Annotated in this window: 22 protein-coding genes and 1 riboswitch; of the genes, 12 read left to right on the plus strand and 10 right to left on the minus strand. The window is 55.9% G+C overall.

Going from position 1 to position 23,720, the window contains the following annotated elements; translation table 11 throughout:
- Window positions 1-98 precede the first annotated feature (98 nt).
- Both yjbE and pgi read right to left on the minus strand, forming a co-directional pair.
- Window positions 99-347, minus strand: coding sequence for an exopolysaccharide production protein YjbE (gene yjbE / locus ACO6VX_RS14765; protein WP_010252668.1), 249 nt, complete (start codon window positions 345-347; stop codon window positions 99-101).
- Between the two features lie 565 nt (window positions 348-912).
- On the minus strand, window positions 913-2,559 hold the full coding sequence (pgi, locus tag ACO6VX_RS14770) for a glucose-6-phosphate isomerase (RefSeq protein ID WP_010672201.1): 1,647 nt from the start codon (window positions 2,557-2,559) through the stop codon (window positions 913-915).
- A gap of 391 nt (window positions 2,560-2,950) precedes the next feature.
- Window positions 2,951-3,143: riboswitch (Lysine riboswitch) on the plus strand.
- Between the two features lie 113 nt (window positions 3,144-3,256).
- On the opposite strand from pgi, the gene lysC reads away from it, so the two are divergent.
- The 3 genes from lysC to panS all read left to right on the plus strand — a co-directional run bounded on the left by lysC (window position 3,257) and on the right by panS (window position 6,643).
- Window positions 3,257-4,609, plus strand: a complete 1,353-nt coding sequence (gene lysC / locus ACO6VX_RS14775) for a lysine-sensitive aspartokinase 3 (RefSeq protein WP_022625207.1) — start codon at window positions 3,257-3,259, stop codon at window positions 4,607-4,609.
- Between the two features lie 240 nt (window positions 4,610-4,849).
- The gene (gene aqpZ, locus ACO6VX_RS14780; RefSeq protein ID WP_010672203.1) at window positions 4,850-5,542 is read left to right on the plus strand and encodes an aquaporin Z; all 693 of its coding nucleotides are present in this window, start codon (window positions 4,850-4,852) and stop codon (window positions 5,540-5,542) included.
- 183 nt (window positions 5,543-5,725) lie between these two features.
- Complete coding sequence (panS, locus tag ACO6VX_RS14785; RefSeq protein ID WP_010252655.1) at window positions 5,726-6,643, plus strand: ketopantoate/pantoate/pantothenate transporter PanS; 918 nt, start codon at window positions 5,726-5,728, stop codon at window positions 6,641-6,643.
- Between the two features lie 95 nt (window positions 6,644-6,738).
- Here panS and ACO6VX_RS14790 read toward each other — a convergent pair whose 3' ends face one another.
- The 6 genes from ACO6VX_RS14790 to ACO6VX_RS14815 all read right to left on the minus strand — a co-directional run bounded on the left by ACO6VX_RS14790 (window position 6,739) and on the right by ACO6VX_RS14815 (window position 13,001).
- Window positions 6,739-8,364 (minus strand): Na/Pi cotransporter family protein, encoded by a 1,626-nt coding sequence (locus ACO6VX_RS14790; protein WP_010672204.1) that lies wholly within the window; start codon window positions 8,362-8,364, stop codon window positions 6,739-6,741.
- A gap of 108 nt (window positions 8,365-8,472) precedes the next feature.
- Window positions 8,473-9,465 carry an ABC transporter ATP-binding protein gene (locus ACO6VX_RS14795; protein ID WP_010252646.1) on the minus strand — a complete coding sequence of 331 codons (993 nt, stop codon included), beginning with the start codon at window positions 9,463-9,465 and terminating at the stop codon, window positions 8,473-8,475.
- A gap of 2 nt (window positions 9,466-9,467) precedes the next feature.
- Window positions 9,468-10,253, minus strand: coding sequence for an ABC transporter permease (locus tag ACO6VX_RS14800; RefSeq protein ID WP_422431719.1), 786 nt, complete (start codon window positions 10,251-10,253; stop codon window positions 9,468-9,470).
- 11 nt (window positions 10,254-10,264) lie between these two features.
- Complete coding sequence (locus ACO6VX_RS14805) at window positions 10,265-11,110, minus strand: ABC transporter permease (RefSeq protein WP_422431721.1); 846 nt, start codon at window positions 11,108-11,110, stop codon at window positions 10,265-10,267.
- Window positions 11,107-11,919 (minus strand): alkaline phosphatase family protein, encoded by an 813-nt coding sequence (locus tag ACO6VX_RS14810; protein WP_422431723.1) that lies wholly within the window; start codon window positions 11,917-11,919, stop codon window positions 11,107-11,109. The genes ACO6VX_RS14805 and ACO6VX_RS14810 overlap by 4 nt, the downstream gene beginning before the upstream one ends.
- A 20-nt stretch (window positions 11,920-11,939) precedes the next feature.
- Window positions 11,940-13,001, minus strand: a complete 1,062-nt coding sequence (locus ACO6VX_RS14815; protein ID WP_010252250.1) for an ABC transporter substrate-binding protein — start codon at window positions 12,999-13,001, stop codon at window positions 11,940-11,942.
- Window positions 13,002-13,207: 206 nt separating this feature from the next.
- Between ACO6VX_RS14815 and ACO6VX_RS14820 the strand changes: the two genes are divergently transcribed.
- From ACO6VX_RS14820 to ubiA, 4 genes are all read left to right on the plus strand, one after another.
- Entirely contained in the window at window positions 13,208-13,915 is a 708-nt protein-coding gene (locus ACO6VX_RS14820; protein WP_022625213.1) for a UTRA domain-containing protein, read from the plus strand.
- 71 nt (window positions 13,916-13,986) lie between these two features.
- Window positions 13,987-14,397, plus strand: coding sequence for a phosphate-starvation-inducible protein PsiE (gene psiE, locus ACO6VX_RS14825; RefSeq protein ID WP_010252246.1), 411 nt, complete (start codon window positions 13,987-13,989; stop codon window positions 14,395-14,397).
- Window positions 14,398-14,483: 86 nt separating this feature from the next.
- Window positions 14,484-14,996, plus strand: a complete 513-nt coding sequence (gene ubiC / locus ACO6VX_RS14830; protein ID WP_422431726.1) for a chorismate lyase — start codon at window positions 14,484-14,486, stop codon at window positions 14,994-14,996.
- A gap of 10 nt (window positions 14,997-15,006) precedes the next feature.
- A complete protein-coding gene (gene ubiA / locus ACO6VX_RS14835) occupies window positions 15,007-15,891 on the plus strand; it encodes a 4-hydroxybenzoate octaprenyltransferase (RefSeq protein ID WP_122889185.1) in 885 nt (294 codons plus the stop codon).
- Between the two features lie 62 nt (window positions 15,892-15,953).
- Here the strand turns inward: ubiA and plsB are convergent, their stop codons facing one another.
- On the minus strand, window positions 15,954-18,377 hold the full coding sequence (gene plsB, locus ACO6VX_RS14840) for a glycerol-3-phosphate 1-O-acyltransferase PlsB (RefSeq protein ID WP_031591803.1): 2,424 nt from the start codon (window positions 18,375-18,377) through the stop codon (window positions 15,954-15,956).
- Between the two features lie 128 nt (window positions 18,378-18,505).
- Between plsB and ACO6VX_RS14845 the strand changes: the two genes are divergently transcribed.
- From ACO6VX_RS14845 to ACO6VX_RS14860, 4 genes are all read left to right on the plus strand, one after another.
- On the plus strand, window positions 18,506-18,874 hold the full coding sequence (locus ACO6VX_RS14845; RefSeq protein ID WP_010252234.1) for a diacylglycerol kinase: 369 nt from the start codon (window positions 18,506-18,508) through the stop codon (window positions 18,872-18,874).
- Between the two features lie 105 nt (window positions 18,875-18,979).
- Window positions 18,980-19,594: a transcriptional repressor LexA gene (lexA, locus tag ACO6VX_RS14850; RefSeq protein WP_010252231.1), complete on the plus strand. Its 615-nt coding sequence runs from the start codon at window positions 18,980-18,982 to the stop codon at window positions 19,592-19,594.
- A 100-nt stretch (window positions 19,595-19,694) separates the two neighbouring features.
- Window positions 19,695-21,017: an MATE family efflux transporter DinF gene (gene dinF, locus ACO6VX_RS14855; protein ID WP_010672211.1), complete on the plus strand. Its 1,323-nt coding sequence runs from the start codon at window positions 19,695-19,697 to the stop codon at window positions 21,015-21,017.
- Between the two features lie 167 nt (window positions 21,018-21,184).
- The gene (locus tag ACO6VX_RS14860; RefSeq protein ID WP_010672212.1) at window positions 21,185-21,397 is read left to right on the plus strand and encodes a CsbD family protein; all 213 of its coding nucleotides are present in this window, start codon (window positions 21,185-21,187) and stop codon (window positions 21,395-21,397) included.
- Between the two features lie 73 nt (window positions 21,398-21,470).
- Here the strand turns inward: ACO6VX_RS14860 and zur are convergent, their stop codons facing one another.
- Complete coding sequence (gene zur, locus ACO6VX_RS14865) at window positions 21,471-21,992, minus strand: zinc uptake transcriptional repressor Zur (protein ID WP_010252202.1); 522 nt, start codon at window positions 21,990-21,992, stop codon at window positions 21,471-21,473.
- Between the two features lie 450 nt (window positions 21,993-22,442).
- Here zur and ACO6VX_RS14870 point away from each other — a divergent pair, with 450 nt between their 5' ends.
- Window positions 22,443-23,693: a conjugal transfer protein TraF gene (locus ACO6VX_RS14870; RefSeq protein WP_336999799.1), complete on the plus strand. Its 1,251-nt coding sequence runs from the start codon at window positions 22,443-22,445 to the stop codon at window positions 23,691-23,693.
- Window positions 23,694-23,720 lie beyond the last annotated feature (27 nt).

Consider the following 23,720-nt stretch of genomic DNA (forward strand, 5'->3'; position numbering starts at 1 on the left):
ACAGGTTACGTGGCTCAGCGTCCTCACTCACCGAAGTCAGTGGTTCAGCCTCTGCCCGTTTGCTGCAGATCAGCAATCAGACGGGGGTCGGGCATCCATCAACGAGTGGTGCTCGTCGTGGTCGTGGTTGTTGTACCGGTATTTGCACCGTCACCACCGCCAGAAGCGGCAATGCCGAGCCCGACCAGCGCGCCAAGTGCACCGATACCCACAGCGGTCGACGTGCCAGCAGAGATTGCTCCCGCCTGCGCGCCAGCTGCGGTACCAGCTTCTTCCGGCGCAGCAAATGCGCTGGAAGAGACGGCAACGAAGATCAAGGCTGCACCGGCAACCATAGTTTTTTTCATAACAGCGTTTCCTGCATTGAGTGAATGAAGGATCTCTGTCCGCTGAGGTTGCAACGCAGTCAGACTGCGGCAAAATCGACAGACAGTCCCATTGCGGGCGCGTTCAGTATAGGGCAACAAAATATCAGAGTTCAGCACCGGAAAAACCAGGGTGAATAGCGGGGTGGGCGCGTGATTTAATTAGCTGGATTGGGGATAACTACTTTTTATATCGGAATATTTCGGGCTGATGCCAGATATTTCGCTGCTGGCGAATCAATTGCAAAGCGTAATGTTCTTTTTTATTAATATCTGGTACGGAATAAGAATAATCAGAATTTACTCAGGATTGCTGAAACTGAATATGATTATGAATCAATAGCTAACAATAGAGATTACCCGATTTCAGGACCATTTTATACTTTATGCTGGCCCGTTCAGCGCATCGATGTTCAGAATTATCTTAGGTTATTTTAAGACTTTTCCCTGACAACCCATGCTCTCCAACGATATAAACAGCCCATTCAGATGTAAAAACAGTCAAAAAAAGGGCGGCAAAGTGGCCGCCCGATGAAATTAACGCCGATTAACGCCAGGATTTATAGCGGTTAATTAAGGCATTAGTGGAGCTGTCGTGAGTGGTAACTTCGTCCTCGTTTTCCAGTTCCGGCAGAATACGGTTCGCCAGCTGCTTACCTAATTCCACACCCCACTGATCGAAAGTGAAGATATTCAGGATGGCACCCTGAGTGAAGATTTTGTGCTCATACAGGGCAATCAGCGCGCCCAGGCTGTAAGGGGTAATCTCACGCAGCAGGATGGAGTTAGTCGGGCGGTTACCTTCAAACACCTTGAACGGCACGATATGGGCTACAGACTCTGCAGATTTACCGGCATCGGTAAACTCTTTCTCTACGACGTCGCGTGACTTACCAAACGCCAGCGCTTCAGTCTGGGCAAAGAAGTTAGAGAGCAGCTTCGGATGGTGATCCGCGAGCGCATTATGGGTAATGGCCGGCGCAATAAAGTCGCACGGAACCAGCTTGGTACCCTGGTGGATCAGCTGATAAAACGCGTGCTGACCGTTGGTGCCAGGTTCGCCCCAGATGATTGGGCCAGTCTGGTAGTCCACCGGATGACCGGCACGATCCACATACTTGCCGTTTGACTCCATATTGCCCTGCTGGAAATAGGCGGCAAAGCGGTGCATGTACTGGTCGTAAGGCAGAATCGCTTCGGTTTCAGCACCAAAGAAATTGTTGTACCAGATGCCAATCAGTGCCAGCAGCACCGGCAGGTTCTGCTCAGCCGGCGCAGAGGCGAAGTGCTGGTCCATGGCATGTGCGCCGCTCAGCAGCTGCTCGAAGTTATCGAAACCAATCGAGAGAATGATCGACAGGCCGATCGCTGACCACAGTGAATAGCGGCCGCCAACCCAGTCCCAGAATTCAAACATGTTGTTGGTGTCGATACCAAATTCGCCCACCGCTTTGGCGTTGGTCGACAGCGCAGCAAAGTGTTTCGCTACGTGCTGCTGGTCGCCTGCCGTTTTCAGGAACCAGTCGCGCGCGCTGTGGGCGTTGGTCATGGTTTCCTGGGTGGTGAAGGTTTTCGATGCCACCAGGAACAGGGTGGTTTCCGGGCTGAGGTCTTTCAGCGTTTCGGCGATGTGGGTGCCGTCAACGTTAGAGACAAAATGCATGTTCAGATGGTTTTTGTACGGGCGCAGCGCTTCAGTCACCATAAACGGGCCGAGGTCAGAGCCGCCGATACCGATATTCACCACGTCGGTGATCGCTTTACCGGTATAGCCTTTCCATTCGCCGCTGATGATGCGCTCAGAGAAGCCTTTCATCTTATCCAGCACCGCGTTGACCTCTGGCATCACATCTTTGCCATCCACCAGAATCGGCGTGTTACTGCGGTTACGCAGCGCGACGTGCAGCACCGCACGATCTTCGGTGCGGTTAATCTTCTCACCCGAGAACATAGACTTAATGGCACCGCTCAGGTCGGTCTCTTTGGCCAGCGCCTGTAACTTATCGAGGGTTTCCTGGGTGATGCGGTTTTTGGAGAAATCCACCAGCATCTGATCATCAAAGGTGGCAGAGAATTTGGCAAAACGATCGGCATCCTGGGCGAACAGATCGGCAATTTCTACCGACTTCATCTGCTCAAAATGCTGTTGCAGCGCTTTCCAGGCTGCGGTTTGTGTCGGATTGATATTTTTCATGGCAACACTCTTGTTGATATTAAGAACCGTCATTCCATCGGAGGCACATCATGCCCGTTTAGCGTTTCAGTATGACCACAGTTGTAACTGAAAGGAAAAATTTTGTCAGCGCGCGCCGGACAGGCGATCTGAACGCCGCTGTTTATCGCCAGCATTCACTGGCGCGAACAGCCAGCGGACCGCAGAGGCAACGCGCGGTAAAGTGTGACGCGAAAGTCTGCGCAAAACGTTGTGCCGTATCAGGGATTGCTGCATGGGCTGAACCCATTAAGCACTGTAGCCGCTGCGACGCAGAGTCATTTGTTTTCTGATGCGGCGCTCCGGGCATCGCTGACATTGACAGCAGGTCCAGAAAAGGCTAGATCTATGCGCCTACTTGCGCACCTGTGCGCAAGCCAGAAGAGGCGCGTCGCCCAGGCAGTGTGTTGGAGGAACCGTATCCGGTGAAAACACATGATGGGGAGCGACGCCGAGGTGGGTCAGCACGCGGTGTGCTGCCTGTCGGCTACAGGGGCTGAATCCTCTGGGTTGTCACCAGAAACGTCTGCAGTCGACGTTTCGCAAGGTGGGGCGCTTCTGGGTGACTCGTCTATCCGATCTTGTCCGCCCGTTTCTGCTCTTTCCTTGTGCCTGGCTGAAAGAATGTTTCTCGACCCTTTCATCGGCGAGAACAAGATAACCTGACACGAGGTCCTACATGTCTCAAACACTGATAGTGGCAAAATTCGGCGGCACCAGCGTAGCCGATTTTGAAGCGATGAACCGCAGCGCCGATGTGGTGTTGCAGGACGCCAGCACGCGTCTGGTGGTGCTCTCTGCTTCGGCGGGCATTACTAATCTGCTGGTTGCGCTGGCTGAAGGCCAGCAGGCTCCTCAGCGCGCTGTGCTGCTTGATGATATCCGCCGTATCCAGTACGCCATTGTTGATCGCCTGCAGCGTCCGGAAGTGATCCGCGATGAAATCGATCGGATGATCGACAATATCAGCATGCTTTCCGAAGCCGCCTCACTGGCAACCTCGAATGCCCTGACCGATGAACTGGTCAGCCACGGTGAGCTGATGTCATCACTGCTGTTTGTGGAAATTCTGCGTGAACGCCAGGTTAACGCGGAGTGGTTCGATGTCCGCAAGGTAATGCGTACCGACGATCATTTTGGCCGGGCAGTACCGGATGTACAGGTGCTGGCGGAGCAGGCGACGGCGCAGTTACAGCCGCGCATTGAGCAGGCATTAGTTATTACTCAGGGTTTCATCGGCAGTGAAAGCGAAGGGCGCACCACCACCCTGGGTCGCGGCGGCAGTGATTACACCGCCGCGCTGCTGGGCGAAGCGCTGAACGCGGCGCGTGTGGATATCTGGACGGATGTACCGGGCATCTACACCACCGACCCGCGCGTGGTGCCGACGGCGAAGCGTATTGATGAAATTACTTTTGAAGAAGCCGCTGAAATGGCGACGTTCGGTGCGAAAGTGCTGCACCCGGCGACGCTGCTTCCCGCTGTACGCCGGGGTATTCCGGTATTTGTCGGTTCCAGTAAGGATCCGGCAGCCGGTGGAACCCGCGTCTGCAATGAAACCCGCAACCCGCCGCTGTTTCGGGCGCTGGCGTTACGCCGTAAGCAGACGCTGTTAACGCTGCACAGCCTTAACATGCTGCATACGTTTGGTTTTCTTGCTGAACTCTTCAATATTCTGGCGCGTCATAACGTCTCGGTTGACCTGATCACCACCTCCGAAGTGAGCGTGGCGCTGACGCTCGACACCACCGGATCGACCTCAACCAGTGCCAGCCTGCTGACCCAGGCTTTACTGACTGAACTTTCGTCGCTGTGCCGGGTTGAAGTGGAAGAAGATCTGGCGCTGGTGGCGATTATCGGTAACCAGCTGTCAAAAGCGTGCGGCGTCGGCAAAGAGGTGTTTGGTGTGCTCGACCCGTTCAACCTGCGGATGATTTGCTACGGTGCCAGCAGCTACAATCTCTGCTTCCTGGTGCCGGGCAACGATGCGGAAAGCGTGGTACGTACGCTGCATCGCAATCTGTTCGAGTAGGCTTCTGTGGCATTCAGGCCGCGTCAGCGCGGCCTGAAAAGCGGCAAAAAAGGTTCATATCTCCCTCATTACTCCCCGGCACGCGACTTCCGATAAATCCCATTAATACAGAAAGTTACAGCCTGTTATTGCCAAATGGCAATCCCTTTCTCTGCGCATTTCGTGCACCTGCATTGCGCTCCCTTTCCGCAGATTTATAATCCCGCCGCTGAATCAATTCACCCAAATTTAGGAAATATCATGAAAAGGTTAGTCGCAGAGGCGCTGGGTACCTTCGTGCTGGTGGCCGGCGGTTGTGGTAGTGCCGTGCTGTCAGCTGCGTTCCCGGAGCTGGGCATTGGCTTCATGGGCGTGGCGCTGGCTTTCGGGCTGAGCGTGCTGGTCATGGCGTATGCGGTCGGTCACATCTCAGGCGGGCACTTTAACCCGGCGGTGACCCTGGGATTAGTGGCAGGCGGACGTTTTCCCGCGTCTCAGGCCATTCCTTACATCATCGCGCAACTGGCTGGCGGCATTGCCGCTGGCGCGGTGCTCTATCTGATCGCCAGCGGTAAAGGTGACTTCAGTGCAGCGGCCAGCGGCTTTGCGGCGAATGGCTACGGTGAACACTCGCCGGGCGGCTTCAGCCTGCAGTCAGGTATGATCGCCGAAGGGGTGATGACCGCTATCTTCCTGATTGTGATTATGGGTGCCACCAGCGAACGCGCGCCGAAAGGCTTTGCACCTATTGCGATCGGCCTGGCGTTAACCCTGATCCACCTGATCAGCATTCCGGTAACCAATACCTCGGTTAACCCGGCACGCAGCACCGCGGCAGCCCTGTTCCAGGGTGACTGGGCGATCTCTCAGCTGTGGATGTTCTGGTTAATGCCGATTATCGGTGCCGTGATTGGTGGTTTGATCTACCGCGGTTTAGAGGAAAAAGCAGCGTAATTTCGTTAATATTCAGCGGATCGGCAGCAGTCGATCCGCATTTTCCCGCCTCGCCCCATCTTCGCCTTACGCCATGATAATGAAATGTTATGATCCGGCCTTCGTCACGGCAGTCGTTCCTGCATGATGACTCTCTATGGCAAATCTGCATAAAACATAACATTCTTATAAGGAAGTCTGGCTATGCTCGCCACGTTAACCCGCCTGTTCCCGCTCTGGGCCGTGCTGTTGTCTGTCGCCGCTTATTACTCTCCAGGTACGTTTCTCGGCATCGGACCCTGGGTCACTTATCTGCTGATGCTGATTATGTTCGGCATGGGTGTGACCCTGAATATCGACGATTTTAAACGGGTCCTGACCCGACCTGCGCCGGTGATTGCCGGAACCTTTCTGCACTATCTGGTGATGCCGTTAGCCGCCTGGGGACTGGCAAAACTGTTTCATATGCCGCCCGATCTGGCTGCCGGTATGATTCTGGTCGGCTCAGTTGCCAGCGGCACCGCCAGCAACGTCATGATCTATCTGGCGAAGGGGGATGTGGCGCTGTCGGTGACCATCTCGTCAGTCTCTGCGCTGGTGGGTGTGTTCGCCACGCCGCTGTTAACCCGCTTTTATGTTGATACCCACATTCAGGTTGACGTGGCTGGCATGCTGCTGAGCATCGTGAAGATCGTCGTGATCCCCATCTCCCTGGGACTGATCATTCATCACAGTATGAACAGCGTGGTTCGCCGGGTGGAACCCTGGCTGCCTGCGTTTTCGATGGTCTGTATTCTGCTGATCATCAGTGCGGTGGTGGCGGGCAGTCAGGCCTTTATTGGATCGGTGGGTCTGATGGTGATCGCGGCGGTGATCCTGCATAACGCGATTGGCCTGCTTGGCGGCTACTGGGGCGGCAAGCTGTTTGGCTTCGATGAGTCAACCTGCCGTACCCTGGCGCTGGAGGTCGGCATGCAAAACTCCGGTCTGGCGGCGACGCTGGGCAAACTCTACTTCTCACCACTGGCGGCATTGCCAGGCGCGCTGTTCTCGGTGTGGCACAACCTGTCAGGTTCACTGCTGGCGGGTTACTGGTCAGGAAAGCCGATTAAGAAGAAGTAACAGTGGCGGCGCATTATTACACTGCGCCGCATCTCACTGCTGCCGCGCCGGACGATCGCCGCTCCGGCGCGGCAGGTTATTCACTCCGCTCAGTTTTATTCATAGTCACGTTCATCGTCGGGCTGTTCCAGCACCGTGTAGGCCACACTACAAAACAGTGAATTCAGGCGCTTCATGTCGCCCAGTAAACCGAGATGCAGCGAACTGGTCTCAATACTCTGCACGTTCTTCTGGTGCAGGCGGTCAACATGCGCATGAGAGTAGCGGCGGATCATCAGACGGAAGCGATGTTTAGCGCGACGCAGACGTTTAGCGCTGGTGATATCGTGTGACAGAAACACCGACAGACTCATTCTGAGGTTAGCGATCAGCAGCTCATGCAGCTCCTGCAGCTCTTTTAATCCCTCGGCAGAGAACGCGCGGCCCGCTGCCAGCGACTTGTCAGCGACATCGCCGCTCATCCGCTCGATGATGTCCCCGGCCTGCTCCAGATTAAGCGACATTTCAATGATTTCACCCCAGCGACGCGAGTCCTCTTCGGGGAGATCCTCTTTTGGCATCCGCGCCAGATAGAGTTTGATGGCGGTATAGAGCACATCGACATCATCATCCAGCCTGCGCACCGTGCGTTCCTCGCGGGATTCGCCATGTACCACCTTATTAAACGCCTCCAGCATCTGCTCCAGCACGTCGCCCATGCGTAACGCTTCGCGGGCGGCATTCACCAGCGCCAGCGCCGGCGTATCCAGCGCGCTGCGATCGAGGTGCTTCGGCTTGAGGTGCAGGGCGTTATCCACGTCGTCGGCGATCATACGGCGACAGAGGCGCGCCATCAGGTCAGCAAACGGCACCATCGCCACGCAGCGGATCAGGTTGTAAAACACATGGAAGAAAATCACTAACTCTTCATCGTTGACCGGCAGCTTATCCAGCCACTCCGCCACAATATCGACAAACGGCAGGATGAACACACAGCCGATCAGCTTGAACAGCAGGCTGCCGAGCGCCACGCGCTTGCCCGCAGCATTCGAGCCGCTGGCGTTGATCATCGCCAGCAGGCCGCTACCGAGATTGGCACCAATCACCAGACAGAGCGCCACCTTAAACGAAATCACGCCGGTGGCGGTGAGCGTCGCGGTGATCAGCACCGCGGCCAGGCTGGAGTAACTGATGATGGCAAATACCGCCCCCAGCAGCGCATCGAGCATCACGTCGCCGGTCAGGCTGGAGAAAAGCACCTGGACACCGGCGGCCTGGGTAATCGGGCGAGCCGCTTCGACAATCAGCTGCAGCGCCAGCAATATCAGGCCCAGGCCGATACTGGCCCGGCCTAACTGACCCGCACGGGTCTGCTTGCGGCTGAGGAAGAACACCACGCCAAAGAAGATAAACAGCGGTGAGAGCCAGGAGAGATCAAATGTCAGGATACGCGCCATAATCGCGGTGCCGACATCCGCGCCAAGAATCACCACCAGCGCGGGCGTCAGGCTGACCAGATTCTGCGCCACAAAAGAGGTCACCAGCAGCGTGGTGGCGTTGCTGCTCTGCACCAGCGTGGTCACGCCAATGCCCGCCAGAAACGCCATCGGTTTTTTTTCTATGCTGCGACTCAGGACGCGGCGCAGATCGGCACCGTAGACCCGCATGATGCCGGTTCGTACGATATGCGTGCCCCAGACCAGCAGGGCCACCGCAGAGAGTAAATTAAGCAGGGTTAACACGTGGTGTCGCTCCTCGAATGTCAGGCTTAAAGCACAGACTGCCAGCCTGACGGAAGAGAGCAATCTGTGAAGGGGATTGCCGTGCTATGCGTGATTTTTTCCTGTGTTTTAAGCCACCTGGCGCAAAGTCGACATCTCCAATTGTAGACCAATCTTCCTGCCAGCGGGATGCAAATCCGCCGCCGATCGGTTAAGCACATCAACCGAAAGTTCCACATCATGCGCCCGGATACGATAGCGGATCACGTTGCCCAGCAGGCTGTGGCTGAGGATTTCCGCAGGAATGCCCTGGCCCGGCGCGGTGAACAGCATTGATTCCGGGCGAATGGCCACCTGGCTGTGGAAAGGCTGACCGGTCAGTCGCGTCGCCTGCTCAGCGCTCAGCAGGTTGTAGTTGCCAATAAATCCGGCGGCGAAGAGATCGACCGGTTGGGTATAGAGCGCTTCGGCATCGCCATTCTGCACGATTTTGCCCCGGTTCATCAGCACGATACGATCGGAGAGCGTCAGCGCCTCCTCCTGATCGTGGGTGACGAACAGGGTGGTGAGATTCAGCTCGCGCTGGATGCGCCGGATTTGATCGCGCAGATGGCGGCGAATACGCGCATCCAGCGCCGACAGCGGTTCATCCAGCAGCAGCAGACGCGGACGCGTCACCAGCGAACGTGCCAGTGCCACGCGCTGACACTGCCCGCCTGACAACTGGTGCGGATAACGGCGTGCATAATCATTGAGTTCAACCAGCTCCAGCACCTCCAGCACCCGCTGGCGAATCTGCGCTTCGGGCAGTTTCTGCATCTTCAGGCCAAATGCGACGTTCTTCTCTACCGTCATGTTGGGAAACAGCGCATAGCTCTGGAACACCATACCGATGGCGCGCTTCTGCGGGGCCAGCGGCACGATATCTTTGCCCTCCAGCCTGATTTCACCGCTGTCGACGCCGGTTAATCCCGCCAGACAACGCAGCAGCGTCGATTTACCGCAGCCGCTGGGGCCGAGCAGGGTGACAAATTCCCCTTCAGCGGCGCTGAAATCGATCTGCTCAAAAATGGGCGTGGGTCCATAGGACTTGTTCAGCTCTCTGACCTCAAGGTAACTCATATTCAGCCTCGTTCGGGATTCAGGGCGTTGGCCAGCCAGGTAACCAGCAGCACCACAAAGAAGTAGGAGATCACCAGGGCGCTGGTGAAGTGACCGCTGCCGTTACGCATGTTGAAGAGGTAAACCTGCAGGGTTTCATAGCGGTTGCCGACCAGCAGGTTAGCGAAGACAAATTCGCCAATCAGGAAGGAGAAAGAGAGCAGCACGGCAATCAGCATCCCTTTGCGCAGGTTGGGCAGCACGACCCACAGCGCCGCCTGCCAGGTGCTGGCACCCAGCAACTGCGCGGCATCAATCAGCTCTTTGAGGTTGATCGCCTGCATATTGTTCGCCAGCGCCCGGTAGATAAAGGGCAACGCGATAGTGAAATAACAGCCGATTAAGATCCACGGCGTGCCGGTCAGCATCAGCGGTGACGAAGAGTAGAGTTGCAGTAATCCCACTGACGACACCACCGGCGGCACGGCGAAAGGCATCAGGATCAGGACGTTCATCACCGCATCCAGTCGAGGAAAATAGTAAGCGATTACAAACATGGCAGGCATCACCAGCACCAGCGAGAACAGAAGCGCACCCAGGCAAATCAGCAGCGAATGGCTCAGCGCCGTCAGAAATCGCGGGTCGCTCCAGAGCTGGATGAACCACTTCAGGCTATAGCCCTGTGGCAGAATGGTGTTACTCCAGTCGGACGACAGTGCATAAAGCAGTGTGGCCAGTAAAGGCAGTGCCAGCAGGGTAAAGAGTAACCCGACCATTATCCGGTGATAGAGGTGCTCAGCACGTGACATGGCGGCTCCTTTCATGGCTGTTTCGCATTGAGATAGCTACGGCTCACCAGATACTGCTGCACCAGGGTGATCAGCGCCATAATCGCCACCAGCAGCATCGCCAGCGCACTACCGGTGTTGGGATCCAGCGAGATATCGCCGGAGACCAGCGCGGCAATGCGCACCGGCACCACGTTGAAATTACCCGTGGTCAGGGCATAAATCGTGGCGTAAGCGCCCAGCGCATTTGCCAGCAGGATCACAAAGGTCCCGAGCAGCGCCGGAAACAGAATCGGCAGGCCGATGTGCCACCAGTAGTGCCAGCGGCTGGCACCCAGCAGCGCAGCGGACTCCTGCCACTCTTTCTTCAGCCCGTCGAACGCCGGGTAGAGCAGCAGCACGCCCAGCGGGATCTGGAACCAGGTGTAGACCAGCACCATGCCATTGCGCGAGAAGAGTCTGAAGCTCTCAACCAGAACATAATGGCGCAACAGCAATGTCAGGCAGCCGTTCAGCCCCAGCAGAATCACAAAGGCAAACGCCAGCGGGACACCCGCAAAGTTGCTGGTCATATTGGTAAAAGCGATGAGAAAGCGCTGCAGTCGCCCGCCGCCGAGCTGATGCAGTGAATAGCCGGTGACCAGTGCAATCAGTAAGCCGTAGACGCTTGACCAGAGTGAGATATCCAGCGAAAAACGAAACGCCTGCTGGTAGAAGGGCGAGGTGAGAATGTCCTGATAGTTATCCCAGCCCCACTGGCTGTTCATCTCACTCCAGAAGCTGTTAATGGCGATCCACAACAGCGGTGCCAGCTGAAAGGCGACCCAGAACAGGGTGAACGGTAACAGCAGCAGCAGCGCGACTCCTTTTCCTCTCATCTCTTCGACTCCGCCAGCAGGCCGCGACAGACCGGCTTGTCATGCGCCACCTCAAGCAGTTCACACAGCGTGCCGCACAGATCGGTCTGCTGCGGTGCCAGGTCAGGCTGCAGCGAGAAAGCCCGGCCAAAGACAAACAGCGGCACCGTGGTCTCTTCCGGCAGAATGCCGCCGTGGGAGCGATCGTCATTCATGCCGTGATCGGCGGTCACCATCACCTGATAGCCCTCAGCCAGCCACAAGGGCATCCACTGCGACAGCAGGCCGTCGGCGATGCGTGCCCGGTTGCGGTACTGTGGCGAGAAGAGGCCCGATTTATGACCGGCATCGTCGATATTCATCGGGTGGATTAGCAGAAAATCGGGATCGTGACGCAGCCGCAGGCTCTCTGCATCTTCAAACAGATGCGAGTCGGGATAGCTATCATCAGAATAAAAATGGCCATACTGAATGGGCAGGTCCGGCGCGTCAGTGTGACGATCGCGCGCCGGAACGAACGGCGTTCGGTTATAAAGCTCACTCACCCAGTGGTAGGCCGCCGCCGCAGTCGTCAGTCCCGCCGATCGCGCAAAGTGAAAGATGCTACGCTCGCGACTTAACCGACTGACGCCATTATGAATAATGCCGCTTCTGACCGGCGGAACACCGGTCAGAATGCACTCATAAAGCGGGCGTGACAGCGAGGGTAATTCACAGGTCATACGGTAATAAAACCCGTTGCCCTGCGAACATTCGGCATGCAGGTAACCCATTGCATGTTGTGCGACCTGATTGCTCAGGCCGTCCAGCACTACCAGGATGGTCTTCATTCCGTTCTCCCTGCCGCGAATTACTGCTGCATGTTGATGATGACGTTTTCCTGCCACAGGCGCGGCAGCATTTTCGACGATTTATCCCAGGCAGCCTGATCCTTAACCGGACGGGCATTTTTATATTCAGATTGCGGCAGCAGGCGAGCCTGAACGTCCGCTGGCAGCGTCAGATGTTCAGCACGGATCGGACGGGCATAGCCCTTCGCCAGATTGATCTGTCCCTGGTCTGAGAAGATATATTCGCGCGTCAGTTTTGCGGCGTTAGGGTGTTTCGCATATTTGTTGATGACGGTGGTGTAGCCGGAGGTCACGGAGCCATCAGACGGGATCACCACTTCGTAGCGGTTTTTGTCGATCTGGTCCCGGTAGTTAAGGGCGTTAAAGTCCCACACCACCGCCATCTGCACTTCGCCTTTTTCGATATTGGCAATCACCGGATCGGTAACGCCAAGACGACCCTGTTTGGCCAGATCGGCAAAGAAAGCCAGCGCCGGTTTCAGGTTCTTCTCATCGCCACCTAAGGCGTAGTTTGCCGCCAGTACGCCGTTAGCCGCCTGAGCTGCCACGCCGACGTCACCGATAGTAACCACATACTTACCTTTTTTCAGATCGGCCCAGCTGTGGGGGATATCTTTAACCTGCTGCTTGTCGATCAGGAAGGCGATGGTGCCGGTATAGGCCAGCGCCCAGTGGCCATCTTTATCTTTAGCCCAGGCCGGAATCTGATCCCAGTGAGTGGGTTTATAGGGCTGGGTCACACCTTTAGCGACAGCGATCGGGCCAAAGGCGGCACCCACGTCACCGATGTCAGCGCTGGCGTTCTCTTTCTCTGCATCGAATTTCGCCAGCTCCTGCGCCGATGACATATCGGTATCGCTGTGCTTAAGGCCATATTTGCTGCTGATGTCGTTCCAGGTGTCTTTCCAGTTAGCCCAGCTATCCGGCATCCCGACGCTGTTGACCTGGCCTTCACTGCGTGCCGCTTTTTCCAGGGCGGCAAGGTCGTTATCGGCGGCCTGCGCAACGGGCAGGGTGAGCACTACAGCACTGGCTACTACAGAGGCGATAAACGCTTTCATCTCAGTTGCTCCGGGTGTAAGTTGATGGGCCTGGCTGGTCTAGTCCAGCAAGAACCGAGCCAATGTAGCCCCTGTATATGAACGATTTATGACAGGGCGGCGCTGTGCGGGGGATGGGCGATGAAAGATGTGACCCGTTCGCCTGTCACAGGCGCGTTTACCTGAACAGTAAGAGTGCGGAGTCGCACCAAAATGAGGCTACTGTTGTGGAGTCGATAGCACTCAAAACGGCGGATGCGATCGCCAGCGTCCTGCTGACGCGTATTCAGGCCGGAGAGTTCAGCGCCGGGCGACTGCCGGCGGAGCGTGCCTTAAGCGAAGCGTTCAGCACGACCCGGATTACCCTGCGGGAAGCACTGGGCAAGCTGGAAGCCCAGGGAATGATCTACCGGGAACTGCGTCGCGGCTGGTTTATCGCACCGCCGCGGCTGATCTATAACCCGCTGCATCACAGCCACTTTCATGCCATGGCAATGGAGCAGGGACGGCAGGCGGCCACCGAGGTCATCGCTGCCGAACAGGTCGCGGCGCACGACAGCGTGGCGACGGCGCTGCGGCTGGCCTCCGGTTCGTCGGTTTACTGCATCCGCCGCCTGCGGCGCATCGACGGGCGCGCGGTGCTCTATGTGGAACACTACCTCAATCCGCGTTTTTTCCCTGGTCTGCTTGATGAAGATTTGACCCGCTCACTGACCGATCTCTATGACCAGCGCTACGGCATTCGTTACGGCGGCGCGCGCTTCACCATCCTGCCCGGCCCGCTGCCGGAGGTCGCCGCACCCATGCTGAATGTGGCACCGGGCAGCCCCGGTTTGTTGATCACCCGCATCAATCGCAACCAGCAAAAAGAGGTGATTGATTGCGACTGTGAATACTGGCGTTACGATGCGCTCTGTGTTGATGTGGAGGCCTGAGGAGTTATTGTGATTTGCGTCACACTCGCGCATGATATCGCGCGCTAACAACTCCTTTTTTAAGGCGCAACATGAGTGACAAAAATCCTTTGGCCCGCCACCTTGCAACGGTACTGCAATGGGTGCTGAATCTGGGTCTGCTGAGTCTGGCGATCATCCTGATCGTCTTTTTAGGCAAAGAAACTATCCATCTGGCAAACGTGCTGTTTAACACCAGCGAGCAGTCATCCTCCTATCTGTTGATTGAGGGGATTGTCATTTATTTCCTCTACTTCGAATTTATTGCGTTGATTGTTAAGTACTTTCAGTCGGGATATCACTTTCCGCTGCGCTATTTTGTCTATATCGGTATCACGGCAATTATCCGCCTGATTATCGTCGACCATAAAAATCCCTTCGATACGCTCTGTTACTCTGCGGCGATTCTGATTCTGGTAATCACTCTGTGGCTGGCAAACAGCAACCGCCTGAAACGCGAGTAATCTCCCTGCCGTCTGTCATGACGGCAGGTGTTCGCATCGCGTCTCTGCGCTAAACTAGCGTCCTGAAAATTATTGGGAGTGGTGCTATGTCGCAAGACGCGCTCAGCTTATTACGTGCGCTCAACTGGCTTTCTCCGTCGCAGGCAACCCTTGCGCCGCCATTGCTCGACTGGCTGATGGAGGAGGATTCAATGACGCGCCGTTTTGAACAACATTGTCAGCGGGTCACGGTTCAGCCGCTGCGTGAAGGCTTTATCGACGCCAGCGAGTTGGGTGATGAAAAGGGCTTGTTGCCAGACGATCAACGCTTCTGGCTGCGTGAAGTGTTGCTGTTCGGCGACGATCAGCCCTGGCTGGCTGGCCGTACGCTGGTGCCGGAAAGCACCCTTAACGGGCCAGAAGCGATGCTGCAGCAGCTGGGCACCCGGCCGATGGGTCGCTATCTCTTCTCCTCTTCAACGCTGACCCGCGATTTTATTGAGCCGGGGCAGGTGGAGGGATTGTGGGGACGACGTTCACGCCTGCGTCTCTCCGGCAAACCCCTGTTGCTGACTGAACTGTTTTTACCGGCATCGCCGCTCTATCGCGATCTGGTCTGAGGATCCTGTGGTGCAAAATAGCTTAAGTATAAATAAATGGCGGGCCTACACGCGCCTGATGCGTATCGATAAGCCGATCGGTACGCTGCTGCTGATGTGGCCAACGCTCTGGGCATTATGGCTGGCTGACATGGCGATCCCGCCGCTGCCGGTGCTGGCGGTGTTTGTTGCCGGGGTCATCGTGATGCGTGCAGCTGGTTGTGTGATCAATGACTACGCCGATCGCAAAGTAGACGGTCATGTCGAACGCACGAAGCATCGGCCACTGGCCAGCGGCGCGGTGAGTGCAAAAGAGGCTAAGCTGCTGTTCGTGATCCTGGCTCTGGCGGCTTTTGCGCTGGTGCTGACCATGAACATGATGACGATTATGCTCTCAGTGGTGGGGCTGGCGCTGGCCTGGGTCTATCCCTTTATGAAGCGTTATACCCACCTGCCGCAGGTAGTGCTGGGTGCCGCCTTTGGCTGGGCCATTCCCATGGCATGGTCCGCAGTTAGTGAGTCCTTACCTCTGGTCTGCTGGCTGGTATTCATCGCCAACATCTGCTGGACGGTCGCCTATGACACTCAGTATGCGATGGTGGATCGGGATGATGACCTGAAAATTGGCGTGAAGTCGACCGCGATTCTCTTTGGCCGTTTCGACAAGCTAATCATTGGTCTGCTGCAACTGGCGACGCTGCTGCTGATGGCGCTGGTGGGCATCATGCTACATCTGAACAGCGCCTTCTACTGGACGCTATTACTGGCCGCCGCGCTGTTTGTTTATCAACAGAAGCTGATCGCCGGACGCGAGCGGCAACCCTGTTTTCAGGCTTTTCTCAATAATAACTATGTCGGGATGGTGCTGTTCCTCGGTGTGCTGATGAACACCCCGCCGTTCAGCCAGCTGTTCTGACAGGGGATTCAGGCACAAAAAAGGCGACCTCATGAGGTCGCCTTTTTACTATGCGCGCTGGGTCAGTCGTGCGCCACAGCGGTTTCAATCGTCATACGGACATCGCTGGTGACCAGGTCTGCCAGCATATGCCAGGTCGCCAGGGTCTGCGCAACATCGGCATCACCGCTGTCGCTGATATACCCTTCATCGCGCAGGGTCAGGACCAGTGAGGTAAAGACCGCTTTGTCGAAGAATTCCGGAGCATTGATACCGTGCAGCACCGACAGACGCTGTGCCAGCGTCCGGCTCTCTTTCTCCAGCGTACCGCGGTTAATCGTCGGCTTGGCGCTGAGAATGGAGAACGTAATAGCATAGCGCTGCAGTGTTTCACGCACACCGGCGGCCAGCAGTTGCAGTGTGCGATAGCGCGCTGAGGAAAAGCGCAATTCGCCGGCTTCGAGCGTAATCAGGCCCTGACGCGCCAGCTCCTGACTCAGTTCGGTCAGCAGTTGCGGCAGCTCATCGGTCTGCCAGCGCAGGAACAGCTCACTCTTCAGCATCGGGTAAATCAGGCTCACCTGACGCAGCAGTTCTGCTTCGCTCAGTGTCTGATGTTGCTGAACAATGGCGGCAATCAGCGACGGCATCACCAGCATGTGATGAATATTGTTGCGATAGTAGGTCATCAGTACCGCCTGCTCACGCGGCAGAATGATGATGTCGCCAATGCTGTCCTTTTCACTCTCAAACTTATTCATACCCATGGCGTGATCCAGCAGCGCTTCCGCTGAAAGATCGGGTACGGTCGCATTTGGCGAGTAAGGCACGTTGCGCAGCAACTGGGTATAGCACTCCAGTTGTTCAATCAGCTGTTCACGGGTTAGTGAGCGCTGACGTGACGCCAGCAGGGCGGTGACACAGAGGTTCATGGCGTTAGCCGCGCCCGCTTCATTGATACGCACCATCAGGCTGGCAGCAATATCGTTGACGGTTGGGGTTAACCAGCTGGGACGCTGCGGCTCAATCGGATCGATGGCATCGCGCCATTCCGGCACCCGCTTATTGAGATAGTTGACCAGCGGCAGGGGTTCGCCAAAGTTCACGTAACCCTGACCGAGATTGCGCAGCTTGCGTAAGCCGCGCACCATCTGCATGAAGCCCTCTTTCTCTTTCGCCGCGCCGCGCAGTTCTTTAGCGTAAGTGCCCACTTCCATCACGTGCTCATAGCCGATATAGATCGGCACCAGCGTGATGGGGCGATTTCCGCCACGCAGCATCGCCTGCAGCGTCATGGCTAAGGTGCCGGTTTTAGGATCCAGCAGGCGACCGGTTCGTGAACGGCCTCCTTCGACAAAGTACTCAACCGAATAGCCGCGGGTGAACAGCTCGCCGAGATATTCGCGGAATACCGTGGCGTAGAGCTTGTTGCCTTTAAAGGTACGACGAATAAAGAAAGCGCCCAGGCGACGGAAAATCGGGCCGGCTGGCCAGAAGTTGAGATTGATACCGGCTGCGATGTGCGGCGGCACCAGACCCTGATGATAGAGCACATAGGAGAGCAGCAGATAATCCATGTGGCTGCGATGGCACGGTACATAGACAATCTCGTGGCCATCCTGCGCCAGCTGGCGAACTTTTTCGCCGCCATTGACGTTGATGCCCTGATAGAGCCGACTCCAGAGCCAGCCCATCACGCGGTCAGTTACGCGGATGGCTTCATAGGAGAAGTTTGCCGCAATCTCCTCCATCATTTCGACGGCGTTCTGCTGCGCTTTCTCATGGGAGATTTTTTTGCTGCGAGCTTCATCTTCTACTGCTTTTTCAATCGCTTTGGATTGCAGCAGACGATTAAACAGATCCTGACGCGCCGGCAAGCGCGGGCCAATCGCCGCCAGCCGCTGGCGGGCAAAATGAATGCGCGCCACGCGAGCCAGCTTCTGGGCGATCGACTGATCCGTACCGTGTTCAGTTGCCATGCGGCGCAGCGACACCGTCGGCGAGAAGCGGACAAAACTGTCGCGCCCGTGCCAGATCACCGCAAAGAACTTCTGCACTCCGTTCAGCACCCGCAGGTGTGGCGTTGCTTCGCCCTGGACTTCACGTCCTGGTGCGCGGCCAAACATCACCGTGACCGGCAGCATCTGAATATCCAGCTTAGGGTTATTGCGATGCAGGTCCAGGTAATCGTGAAAAATTTTCACGGATTCAACGCTGGGCACAAAATAGGGGAAGACGCGAGGGCCATTGTGGATAAAGACGTGGCGCGGCAGCAGAGAACCATCAATCTCCAGCGGAGTGAGCGGGTCGGGCAGATGATGCCGCAGACACTGTGCGCGTAAAGTCAGTAAGTCGGCCTTCGAATCGTAAGGCAAAACATACATAATAGGTCGGGTCGGATCCAGACCATGTTCAGACACGGGATCGGCCGGAATGGCCTTACTTTTTACCAAAAACGACAGTGGTAAATTAAGCAGTTTGTAATAGAGTTTACGCCAACCTGACATAGACAACATGAAGCCTCTTGTTAGCAAAGCGCCGCAAGCATACCAGAAAGCGCAGCGAAGATCTGTGGTGGTGCCAATTGCACGCAGCCCAGACATTGACGTCAATCCGATGAAAGGGTTCCCACATCATGGCAAATAATGCCACCGGACTTATCAGAATAGTAAAAGCTGCAGGTTACTCATGGCAGGGACTGCGTGCCGCCTGGCAACATGAAGCGGCGTTTCGGCAGGAAGCGCTGGCTGCGCTGGCCGCTATTGTTATCGCGTGCTGGCTGGATGTCGATGTGGTCTCCCGCATCCTCATGATTGGGGCGGTGGTGCTGGTGGTCATTGTTGAAATCCTCAATAGCGCCATTGAAGCGGTGGTCGACCGCATCGGTCAGGAGCATCATCCGCTGGCGGGCCGGGCAAAAGACATGGGCTCGGCGGCAGTGCTGATCAGCATCTTACTGGCACTCTTCGTCTGGATCGCGCTGCTCTGGACACATTTGCGATAAGCCTTCCATAACGCGTCTGAGGGCGCGTTTTCCCTGACAATCGGTTTCCATTTCACCAATACCTGTATATACTCACAGCGACTGTATAAACAACCAGGGGGCGGGATGAAAGCATTAACCAGCAGGCAGCAGCAGGTCTATGACCTGATTCGCGACCATATTTCTTCAACGGGCATGCCGCCTACGCGTGCCGAGATCGCCGCGCAGCTGGGCTTCCGTTCGCCGAACGCGGCAGAAGAGCATCTGAAAGCGCTGGCGCGCAAAGGCGTCATCGAGATCGTTTCCGGTGCATCGCGCGGCATACGACTGTTAATGGAAGAAGAAGCCTCAGAAGGGCTACCGCTGATTGGCCGGGTTGCTGCCGGTGAGCCGATCATGGCGCAGGAACATATCGAAACCCACTACAAGGTCGATCCGGGCCTGTTTAAGCCGTCTGCTGACTTCCTGCTGCGCGTCAGCGGAATGTCGATGAAAGATATCGGGATTATGGATGGCGACCTGCTCGCGGTGCATAAAACCCAGGATGTGCGTAACGGCCAGGTTGTGGTTGCCCGCATTGATGATGAAGTCACCGTTAAGCGCTGGAAAAAGCAGGGTGCTATCGTGCATCTGCTGCCGGAAAACAGCGATTTTGACCCGATTGTTGTCGATACCCGTGCGCAGTCACTGACCATAGAAGGTCTGGCTGTTGGCGTGGTGCGCAACGGCGAGTGGCTCTGATTCTTCTGCCAGCGTGCATTCGCCTTCTCTGATGCTATTCTGTCTGCCCTAATTTTGTCGCTGCCTCTTTTGCGCAGCGACACTGAGCACGGAACGGCGAATGCGCTTTATTACGGCAACCGATAAAAATCTCTGGCGGCTTGCGCTGCCGATGATCCTTTCAAATATCACCGTTCCCTTACTGGGAGTGGTCGATACTGCAGTAATTGGTCATCTCGACAGCCCTGTCTATCTTGGCGGGGTTGCGGTCGGGACTACAGTGACCAGCTTCCTCTTTATGCTGCTGCTTTTCCTTCGAATGAGTACCACTGGCCTTACGGCGCAGGCATTTGGCGCTGGCGATAAAATGGCGCTGGCACGCGCGCTGACTCAGCCGCTGATCATTGCGCTGCTGGCGGGCGTACTGTTCATCGCTTTGCGTTATCCGATTATTCAGCTGTCGACCCATCTCGTTGGCGGCAATCCCGATGTACTCGAACAGGCGGCACTGTTTATTCAGATTCGCTGGCTCAGTGCGCCTGCCACGCTGGCAAACCTGGTCATTCTGGGCTGGCTGCTGGGCGTGCAGTATGCGCGCGCGCCGGTGATCCTGCTGGTGGTGGGCAACCTGGTTAACATCGTGCTCGATCTCTGGCTGGTGATGGGGCTGCACTGGGGTGTCGCGGGGGCGGCAACCGCCACGGCGCTGGCGGAATACATTACGCTGGTTGTCGGCAGCATCATGGTCTGGCGGGTGTTAAAACTGCGCGGAATTACGCTTAGCCTGTTGAAGCAGAGCTGGCGCGGTGACAGCGGCCGGCTGCTGCGACTGAACCGGGACATCATGCTGCGCTCTCTGATGCTGCAACTCTGTTTCGCCTCGCTGACCGTACTGGGTGCCCGGCTGGGTCCGGATGTGGTGGCGGTTAACGCAGTATTACTGATGTTCATCACTTTTACGGCTTACGCGCTGGATGGCTTTGCCTATGCGGTTGAAGCTTTTGCGGGTGAGGCGCATGGTGCAAAAGATGGCAGCAAACTCCTGCGCGTCTGGCACTCTGCCTGTCGGCAGGCGGTAGTGGTGGCGCTGTTCTTCTCGCTAATCTATGCCATTTTTGGCCCGCAGATCGTTACCCTGCTGACCTCTCTTCAGTCACTCCAGCAGACAGCGGACCGCTATCTGGTCTGGCAGATGATAATGCCGCTGATCGGCGTCTGGTGTTATCTGCTGGATGGCATGTTCATCGGAGCGACGCGCGGGCGTGAGATGCGTAACAGCATGGTAGTTGCCGCAGCAGGCTATTTTCTGACGCTGCTTAGCGTACCGGTGCTGGGTAACCATGGTCTTTGGCTGGCAGTCACGGTTTTCCTGGCGCTGCGCGGCCTGTCGCTGTGGCTCATCTGGCGTAAGCACTGGCGTCAGAACAGCTGGTTTGATGCCTGAGTCAGCCGTGGCTGCACGCAAGCCGATACGGATTATTCTGTATTATTCCACGGTTAATAAATTGGCTACTACAATTAACTCTATGCAGCGCAGTTAACCAGCGCTTTGTATCGTTATTTTGTTAAGTAGCAAGATAATCATTAAAACCCGAGGATTGGAGGTCTGCCATGAATAAAGATGAAGCAAGCGGCAACTGGAAGCAGTTCAAAGGCAAAATGAAAGAGAAATGGGGCAAGCTGACCGACGATGATATGCAGGTTATCGAAGGTAAACGCGATCAGCTGGTCGGCAAAATCCAGGAGCGTTACGGCTCTACGAAAGATGAAGCCGAGCGCGAAGTAACCGCCTGGGAAGGTCAGAACAAAGATCACCGCTGGTAATCAGACAATAGCTTGATAATCAGCTGAATGCGTTCCGGTGGGCCCTCACCGGAACCGCACAAGGATGTGCCGATTACCCGCGTTTCCCCCGCTTTTTACCCTCATCCTGATGGTCATGCTCGCAGCTTTCATGGTGCGTACAGGCTTCAACCGCAGCACAATTTTCACATAAACCATGCGCTTCAATCACGCTGTGGCGTAATGCAAACTGCGCTTCACCTGCCAGACCAGCAATAATCTTCTCTACGCCCTGCGCCTGCTTCTCTGTAACGGCGGCACAGCGGTCACAGACCAGCATCACCGATGTATGTGCTGGTGCCTCAAAATGGTGACACATGACGTAGCTGTTGTTGGATTCCACCCGATGAATGAAACCCTGCTCCAGCAGGAAATCGAGCGCCCGGTAAACCGTGGGTGGCTTGGCCTGCGGCTCGCTGACCCGGAGTTGATCCAGCAGATCGTAGGCGCTGATCGAGCCAGGCTGCTCGGCCATCAGGCGCAATACTTCAGCACGCTGCGAAGTCAGACGCACACCGCGCTGCAGGCACATCTTTTCGGCCTGAATCAAAATTTGCTGCGACGTCATGTTTGTCATGAAAATTCTCCGCTGGATAAGTGATGTTATTTTATCACACATAGTTTCGCGGCGCTGAGGTTGGTTTTCGTCTGAAAAAACAGCATCATTTGCCTGATAAAGCAGCATAATCAGAATTTAAGCCGTCTTCTATCTCAAATCTGACGACAAATCAGATCCATTCCGAATCCACCTGAAGCGGAATTTGTTGGCATTTTGCTTTGCATCTCACTGAGTTAAGAAGTAATGTTCAGAAAGACTTAAGAAAAGTCTGGCATTATTTGAAATATCCCAATGCAGTTTGAACAATTACAACGGTTTTTTGATTGGAAAACGTCCAATCCTTTGAATTAAGACACTGTTTCCTTTGAATTCACAGCAATAACGCGTTAGCCAGGGTTCACAATAGGGCTAACAAACTATTCAGTCATTGAATGTTTCAATGGCAATTTCTCAGGTGATGGCAGGCAAATGGTGAAAAAATCCGCTCAACGTTCAGCGCTGATCTACACGGCTGCAACGACCGCGCTTTTCCTTTCTTCTTCCGCCATGGCGGCAGGGACCTGGTATGATGCACGTAATGACGCCATGGGCGGCACCGGCGTAGCATCTTCTCTTTATGGCTCCGCAGTGCTGGCGAACCCGGCATTAATGACGCGCGCCAAACCCGACGATAGCGTCAGCATTATTTTTCCCTCAGCGGGCATTCAGGTGACCGACAAAGATCATCTGATCGACAAAGTGGATGACATCACCGATACCGTTGATCGCTACCGCGACGTGCTCAGTAATTTAACCTTCGCTGATTATCTGCGTGGCTATCCTGAAGTGCGCGCCGCCTCAGGCGATGTCGCCAACCAGCTAAATGATTTACGCGGCAACAAAGCGGACGGTAACGCCGGGGTTGCCCTGGCCGTCACTATCCCTGACGAGACGCTGCCTTTCGCCTTTATCACCAAAGCCTATGGCTCAGCACACGTGCGTGCCAATGTGGTCCAGAGCGATATCGACTATCTGCGCGGTGTGGCTAACGGCACAGTGCTTCCTCGTCCTGGCGATCAAAATAACCTGCGCTCCAGCGCGAATGGCTTAGCGGCGCTGGTCACCGATTATGGTGTGGCGGTGGCGCATGAGTTCACCATCGCTGGTCAGCCAGTATCGGTAGGCGTCACACCGAAAGTGCAGAAAACCTGGCTCTATAACTACACCGCCAGCATTTACAACTACGACAAAAGTGACATCAATAACAGCCAGTATCGCAGCACCGACACCGGCTTTAACGTTGATGCCGGCCTGGCGACCACCTTTGCTGAAAACTGGACGCTGGGTGTAACCGGACAGAACCTGGTTTCACGCGATCTGCAGACCAAAGAGGTCAATGGTTTCCGCGACACCTACCAGATCCGCCCGCTGGTCACCACCGGTCTGGCCTGGGATAAAGGTCCGTTTACCGTGACGGGCGATGTGGATCTGACTGAAACCAAACGCTTCAAAACTCAGGATAACAGCCAGTATGCGGCAGTGGGCGCGGAATACCGCGTACTTGACTGGCTGCAGCTGCGTGCAGGTTATCGTGCGGACATGCGTTCTAACGACGAAAATGTCGCTACGGCCGGTTTTGGCCTGTCACCGTTTAACAAAGCCGTCCATCTGGATCTGGCGGGCTCTGTAGGTGCTAACAACACCTGGGGCGCGATGATGCAGCTGGGCTTTAACTTCTAAGCGCGTTAATCAGACTGTTCGGGGGCG

This window comes from Pantoea sp. BJFS-204 (genome assembly GCF_049310725.1).
In the GTDB taxonomy this organism is placed as follows: domain Bacteria; phylum Pseudomonadota; class Gammaproteobacteria; order Enterobacterales; family Enterobacteriaceae; genus Pantoea; species Pantoea agglomerans.

Coding starts and splice junctions, on each gene's coding strand:
- ACO6VX_RS14870 (WP_336999799.1), top strand. CDS start 22,443: ATGGTGAAAAAATCCGCTCAACGTTCAGCGCTGATCTACACGGCTGCA.
- aqpZ (WP_010672203.1), top strand. CDS start 4,850: ATGAAAAGGTTAGTCGCAGAGGCGCTGGGTACCTTCGTGCTGGTGGCC.
- yjbE (WP_010252668.1), bottom strand. CDS start 347: ATGAAAAAAACTATGGTTGCCGGTGCAGCCTTGATCTTCGTTGCCGTC.
- panS (WP_010252655.1), top strand. CDS start 5,726: ATGCTCGCCACGTTAACCCGCCTGTTCCCGCTCTGGGCCGTGCTGTTG.
- lysC (WP_022625207.1), top strand. CDS start 3,257: ATGTCTCAAACACTGATAGTGGCAAAATTCGGCGGCACCAGCGTAGCC.
- pgi (WP_010672201.1), bottom strand. CDS start 2,559: ATGAAAAATATCAATCCGACACAAACCGCAGCCTGGAAAGCGCTGCAA.
- plsB (WP_031591803.1), bottom strand. CDS start 18,377: ATGTCAGGTTGGCGTAAACTCTATTACAAACTGCTTAATTTACCACTG.
- ACO6VX_RS14800 (WP_422431719.1), bottom strand. CDS start 10,253: ATGTCACGTGCTGAGCACCTCTATCACCGGATAATGGTCGGGTTACTC.
- ACO6VX_RS14815 (WP_010252250.1), bottom strand. CDS start 13,001: ATGAAAGCGTTTATCGCCTCTGTAGTAGCCAGTGCTGTAGTGCTCACC.
- zur (WP_010252202.1), bottom strand. CDS start 21,992: ATGACAAACATGACGTCGCAGCAAATTTTGATTCAGGCCGAAAAGATG.
- dinF (WP_010672211.1), top strand. CDS start 19,695: ATGCGCTTTATTACGGCAACCGATAAAAATCTCTGGCGGCTTGCGCTG.
- lexA (WP_010252231.1), top strand. CDS start 18,980: ATGAAAGCATTAACCAGCAGGCAGCAGCAGGTCTATGACCTGATTCGC.
- psiE (WP_010252246.1), top strand. CDS start 13,987: ATGAGTGACAAAAATCCTTTGGCCCGCCACCTTGCAACGGTACTGCAA.
- ACO6VX_RS14860 (WP_010672212.1), top strand. CDS start 21,185: ATGAATAAAGATGAAGCAAGCGGCAACTGGAAGCAGTTCAAAGGCAAA.
- ACO6VX_RS14805 (WP_422431721.1), bottom strand. CDS start 11,110: ATGAGAGGAAAAGGAGTCGCGCTGCTGCTGCTGTTACCGTTCACCCTG.
- ubiC (WP_422431726.1), top strand. CDS start 14,484: ATGTCGCAAGACGCGCTCAGCTTATTACGTGCGCTCAACTGGCTTTCT.
- ACO6VX_RS14810 (WP_422431723.1), bottom strand. CDS start 11,919: ATGAAGACCATCCTGGTAGTGCTGGACGGCCTGAGCAATCAGGTCGCA.
- ACO6VX_RS14795 (WP_010252646.1), bottom strand. CDS start 9,465: ATGAGTTACCTTGAGGTCAGAGAGCTGAACAAGTCCTATGGACCCACG.
- ACO6VX_RS14845 (WP_010252234.1), top strand. CDS start 18,506: ATGGCAAATAATGCCACCGGACTTATCAGAATAGTAAAAGCTGCAGGT.